The organism is Streptomyces sp. URMC 123 (genome assembly GCF_051386515.1).
Taxonomy (GTDB): domain Bacteria; phylum Actinomycetota; class Actinomycetes; order Streptomycetales; family Streptomycetaceae; genus Streptomyces.
Genome location: NZ_JBPQTV010000408.1, coordinates 1 through 5,004, shown reverse-complemented (window position 1 = coordinate 5,004; position 5,004 = coordinate 1). Strand labels below are relative to the sequence as shown.

6 protein-coding genes and 1 pseudogene are annotated in these 5,004 nt (G+C 73.3%); all 7 read left to right on the top strand.

The window, feature by feature from the left end; translation table 11 throughout:
- Positions 1-382: pseudogene (locus tag ACSNOD_RS28300) on the top strand (hypothetical protein); the annotation flags it as partial.
- A complete protein-coding gene (locus ACSNOD_RS28295; RefSeq protein WP_436769916.1) occupies positions 379-1,029 on the top strand; it encodes a nicotinamide mononucleotide transporter family protein in 651 nt (216 codons plus the stop codon). The pseudogene ACSNOD_RS28300 and the gene ACSNOD_RS28295, both read left to right, overlap by 4 nt.
- Positions 1,026-2,435 carry a GTP cyclohydrolase II gene (gene ribA, locus ACSNOD_RS28290; RefSeq protein WP_436769915.1) on the top strand — a complete coding sequence of 470 codons (1,410 nt, stop codon included), beginning with the start codon at positions 1,026-1,028 and terminating at the stop codon, positions 2,433-2,435. Before ACSNOD_RS28295 ends, ribA begins: the two co-directional genes overlap by 4 nt.
- Before the next feature lie 84 nt (positions 2,436-2,519).
- Positions 2,520-3,005, top strand: a complete 486-nt coding sequence (ribH, locus tag ACSNOD_RS28285) for a 6,7-dimethyl-8-ribityllumazine synthase (RefSeq protein ID WP_436769914.1) — start codon at positions 2,520-2,522, stop codon at positions 3,003-3,005.
- A 33-nt stretch (positions 3,006-3,038) separates the two neighbouring features.
- Positions 3,039-3,311 carry a phosphoribosyl-ATP diphosphatase gene (locus tag ACSNOD_RS28280; protein WP_436769913.1) on the top strand — a complete coding sequence of 91 codons (273 nt, stop codon included), beginning with the start codon at positions 3,039-3,041 and terminating at the stop codon, positions 3,309-3,311.
- 165 nt (positions 3,312-3,476) lie between these two features.
- Positions 3,477-4,325 carry an ATP phosphoribosyltransferase gene (gene hisG, locus ACSNOD_RS28275; RefSeq protein ID WP_436769912.1) on the top strand — a complete coding sequence of 283 codons (849 nt, stop codon included), beginning with the start codon at positions 3,477-3,479 and terminating at the stop codon, positions 4,323-4,325.
- 104 nt (positions 4,326-4,429) lie between these two features.
- On the top strand, positions 4,430-4,915 hold the full coding sequence (locus ACSNOD_RS28270; protein WP_436769911.1) for a PH domain-containing protein: 486 nt from the start codon (positions 4,430-4,432) through the stop codon (positions 4,913-4,915).
- Positions 4,916-5,004 lie beyond the last annotated feature (89 nt).

Genomic DNA, 5,004 nt, shown 5'->3' with positions numbered 1-5,004 from the left:
CGACGGCACCGGCACGATCCTGGAGCGGACCCCCGGCGAGCGGTGGGAGATCGTCAAGGTCTCGCTGCCGCCGCGGCTGGCCCGCTATGTGGTGGAGAAGGGCTCGATCACCGTGGACGGGGTCAGCCTCACCGTCGTGGACGCGGCCGACGACCACTTCACGATCAGCCTCATCCCCACCACGCTCGCGCTGACCACGCTGGGCCTCAAGCAGGTCGGCGAGCCGGTCAACCTGGAGGTCGACGTCCTCGCCAAGTACGTCGAGCGCCTCCTCGGCGGCGCCGCCCCGGGGACCGTCACCGCCGGGACCGTCACCGCCGACAGCGCCGACGCCCGTGCCGTCGCCGCTGTCGCCGCCGTCGTCGAGGAGAGCGTCGAGTGAACGCCCTGACCTGGCTCAACGGAGAGGCGTTCACCCTCTTCGACCAGCGCGTCATCCGGTCCGACATGATCGGCAACCTGCTGGGTCTGGCCGCCCTCGCGCTCGGCTGGCGGCGCTCGATATGGACCTGGCCGGTCCAGCTCGTCTCCGGCCTCGTCCTCATCGGCGCCTACGCCTCCGCGCACCTCAGCGGCGGCGTCGGCAAGCAGCTGCTGGTGATCGTGGTCGCGCTGTGGGGCTGGCGCCAGTGGGTGGGCGGCGAGCGCACCGCGCGGGACGGCGGCATCGCCGTCCGCTTCGCCACCTGGCGCGAGCGCGGCCTGCTGCTCGGCGGCGCCGCGGTCGGCACCCTCGCCGTCGGCGGCCTCTTCACGGCCTTCCCCGAGCTGTCCTGGAACCCCTGGCCGGACGCCTACATCTTCGTGGGCACCCTCGTCGCGATGGTGGCCCAGGCCCGCGGGCTGGTGGAGTTCTGGTTCGCGTGGCTGCTCGTCGACCTCGTGGGCGTGCCGCTCGCCTTCAACAGCGGACTGGCCTTCTCCGGTCTCGTCTACGTGTTCTATCTCGCCCTGGTGCTGTGGGGTGCCTACGACTGGTGGCAGCGCTCCCGCGCCGCGCGGCCCGCCTTGGAAGGAGCGCTGTCATGACCGCCGTACAGGACTGGTACGACCTCGACCGCGCCGGGGAGCCGGCCGTCGGCGACCTCGCGCTGGACCCCGTGGAGCGGGCCGTCCGCGACATCGCCGCCGGACGGCCGGTGGTCGTGGTCGACGACGAGAACCGGGAGAACGAGGGCGACCTCGTGGTCGCCGCCGAGAAGGCGACGCCCGAGATCGTCGCCTTCATGATGAGCGAGTGCCGCGGCCTGATCTGCGCCCCCATGGAGCCGGCCGAGCTCGACCGGCTCCGGCTGCCGCAGATGGTCGAGGAGAACACGGAGTCCATGCGGACGGCGTTCACCGTGTCCGTGGACGCCTCGGCCGCCCATGGCGTCACCACCGGCATCTCCGCCGCGGACCGGTCCACGACCCTGCGGCTGCTCGCCGCCGGGGAGTCCGTCACGGCCGACGACTTCGTCCGCCCCGGCCATGTCTTCCCGCTCCGCGCCCGCCCCGGCGGCGTGCTGACCCGCCCCGGGCACACCGAGGCCGGTGTCGACCTGGCCCGGCTGGCGGGGCTGCGCCCGGCCGCCGCGATCGTCGAGATCGCCGGCGAGGACGGCACCATGCTGCGCCTGCCCGAGCTGGTGCCCTTCGCCCGGCGGCACGGGCTGTCGATCATCTCCATCGAGGCCCTGATCGCCTACCGCCGGTCCACCGAGGCGAGCGAGCACCGGCCGGGCGAGCACCGGCCGTGGGACCCGGCCGAGCACTCCGCAGCGCCTCCCGCCGCGCCTGCTGCCGTGGAGCACCCCACCGCCGAGCCCGCCGTGCGCCGGGAGGCCGAGACCCGGCTGCCCACCGCCTTCGGCGAGTTCCGCGCCTACGGCTACCGCTCCGACCTCGACGGCGTCGAGCACATCGCCCTGGTCCGGGGCGAGATCGGCGACGGCGAGGACGTGCTGGCCCGGGTCCACTCCGAGTGCCTCACCGGGGACGTCTTCCACTCCCTGCGCTGCGACTGCGGCCCCCAGCTGCACGCGGCGATGGAGCGGATCGACGCCGAGGGCCGGGGCGTGATCATCTACCTCCGGGGGCACGAGGGCCGCGGCATCGGGCTGCTGTCCAAGCTGCGCGCCTACGAGCTCCAGGAGCGCGGCCGCGACACGCTCGACGCCAACCTGGAACTCGGGCTGCCCGCCGACGCCCGCGACTACGCCGCCGGCGCCCGCATGCTCACCGACCTCGGGGTGCGCAGCGTCCGGCTGATGACCAACAACCCGGAGAAGAGCGCCGCCCTCGTCCGCCACGGCCTGCGGGTCGGCGACCGGGAGGCGATGCCGATCCAGGCCGGCGAGCACAACCTCCGCTATCTGCGGACCAAGCGGGACCGCATGGGCCACGACCTGCCCTGGCTGGACGCCGCCCCGGTGTCCGCCTGCGGCACGCAGTGACCGCGCGCCACCCCCGGACGAACCCCGGCACGACCCCGTACGACCTGCACACACCCACCTGTACGACCCAGCACGAGGAGAGACGTGAGCGGTAAGGGCGCCCCCGAACTGACCGTGAAGAACTGCCGCGACCTGCGGGTGGCCGTCGTCGCCGCCCAGTGGCACGAGAAGGTGATGGACGGTCTGGTGGACGGTGCCCTGCGCGCCCTCCACGAGCTGGGCATCGACGAGCCCACCCTGCTGCGGGTGCCCGGCAGCTTCGAGCTGCCGGTGGTCGCCAAGGTCCTCGCGGGCCGCGGCTACGACGCGGTCGTCGCCCTCGGCGTGGTGATCCGCGGCGGCACGCCGCACTTCGACTACGTCTGCCAGGGCGTCACCCAGGGCCTGGTCCAGGTCTCCGTCGACACCGGCGTCCCCGTCGGCTTCGGCGTGCTGACCTGCGACACCGAGGAGCAGGCACTGGACCGCGCCGGCCTGGAGGGCTCCACCGAGGACAAGGGCCACGAGGCGGTGACGGCGGCCGTCGCCACGGCCGCCACGCTGCGCTCGGTCGCCGAGCCCTGGCGCTGAGCCGGGGCACCGACCCCGTAGGCTAGGACCACCATGGCCAACAAGACATTCGAGGAGCTCTTCACCGAGCTCCGGCAGAAGGCCGCCACCGGCGACCCCAGCACCTCCCGCACCGCCGAGCTGGTGGACAAGGGCGTGCACGCGATCGGCAAGAAGGTGGTCGAGGAAGCGGCGGAGGTGTGGATGGCCGCCGAGCACGAGGGCGCCGACCGCACCGCCGAGGAGATCTCCCAGCTGCTCTACCACCTCCAGGTGATGATGGTGGCCCGGGGCATCTCCCTCGACGACGTCTACGCTCATCTCTGAGCGATCACGCGGCGTGCCGCGCCCCGTGCCGCGCCGCGTGTCCCGTTCCCGTACGCCCTGAGTTCCGCACCCCCCGCGCGCCTGTGCCTCCGCGCAGCGCGCACCGACCCACCCCTGCGCGTCCGCCCCGGCGCGACGCGCCGACCCGCGAAGGAAATCGCTCTCATGCTGCGCATCGCCGTCCCCAACAAGGGTTCTCTCTCCGAGCCTGCGTCGGCGATGCTCCATGAGGCCGGCTACCGCCAGCGGAAGGACCGCAGGGAGCTGGTCCTGGTCGACTCCGCCAACGAGGTCGAGTTCTTCTTCCTGCGGCCCCGCGACATCGCCGTCTACGTCGGCTCCGGCCGGCTGGACATCGGCATCACCGGGCGCGACCTGCTGCTGGACTCCGGCGCGGGCGCCGAGGAGATCATGCAGCTCGGCTTCGCCGGCTCCACCTTCCGCTACGCCACCCGCCCCGGGACCGCCAAGGACGTGAGCGAGTTCGGCGGCATGACGGTGGCCACCTCCTTCTCCGGTCTGGTCGAGCGGCACCTCGCCGAGAACGGCGTCGAGGCGTCCGTCGTGCACCTCGACGGCGCGGTGGAGACCGCCATCCAGCTCGGCGTGGCGGAGATCATCGCGGATGTCGTCGAGACCGGCACCACCCTGCGCAACGCCGGCCTGGAGATCATCGGCGAGCCGATCCTGGAGTCCGAGGCGGTCGTCATCCGCCGCACGGGCGCGGGCGTCGACGACCCCAAGGTGCAGCAGTTCCTCCGGCGCATGCAGGGCGTTCTGGTGGCCCGGCGCTATGTGATGATGGACTACGACATTCGGGTCGAATCCGTTGAGAAGGCCGTCGCCCTCACCCCCGGGCTCGAGTCGCCCACGGTCTCCCCGCTCCACAACGAGGGCTGGGTCGCCGTCCGCGCGATGGTCCCGGCCCGGGACGCCCAGCGCATCATGGACGACCTCTACGACCTCGGCGCCCGCGCCATCCTCACCACCGGCATCCACGCCTGCCGGCTCTGAGTCCCCCGGTGGCACTCACCGGCCTCCGCGCCGGACGAGGCCCAAGGACGCCGGACGTCGCCGGACAACGTCAAGACGACCAGGAAATCGAGGAAGTCCCCGCCGTGCCCGCCCCCGCGCCCCAGCCCGACCGCCCCGTACCGCCCGGCCTGCCCGAGCTGCCGGTCACCTTCCGGCCGACCCGCACCCGGGCCGTCCTGCTGAGCATCGGAGCGGCGCTGCTGGCGGTCTTCACCGCCATCGCCCTGCTGCTGCCCAGCACGGGGAAGACCGGCTGGGGGCCGGGCGACCGGCTCACCTTCATCGGCAGCGGACTGCTGATCTTCGGCGTGCTCGCGCTGCTGAGCCGGCCGAAGGTCGTCGCCGACCCCGAGGGCGTCACGGTGGTGAACCTGACCACCAAGCGCCGCCTGGAGTGGGCGGAGGTGCTGCGGGTCAACCTGCGGCCCGGCGACCCCTGGGTCCACCTCGACCTCGCCGACGGCACCTCGCTGGCCGCCATGGGCATCCAGCCGGGGGTCGCCAAGGCGCGCGCGGTGGAGGACGCGCGGGCGCTGCGGGCGCTCGTCGACCACTACGGCACGGGGTAGCGCCCCGCGGTACGGCGCGGGCCGGCCCCCGGCCGCCAGCGGCTCGATCTGGCTGCGGCGCACCGAGACGAGGGCGAACTCGGCGCCCA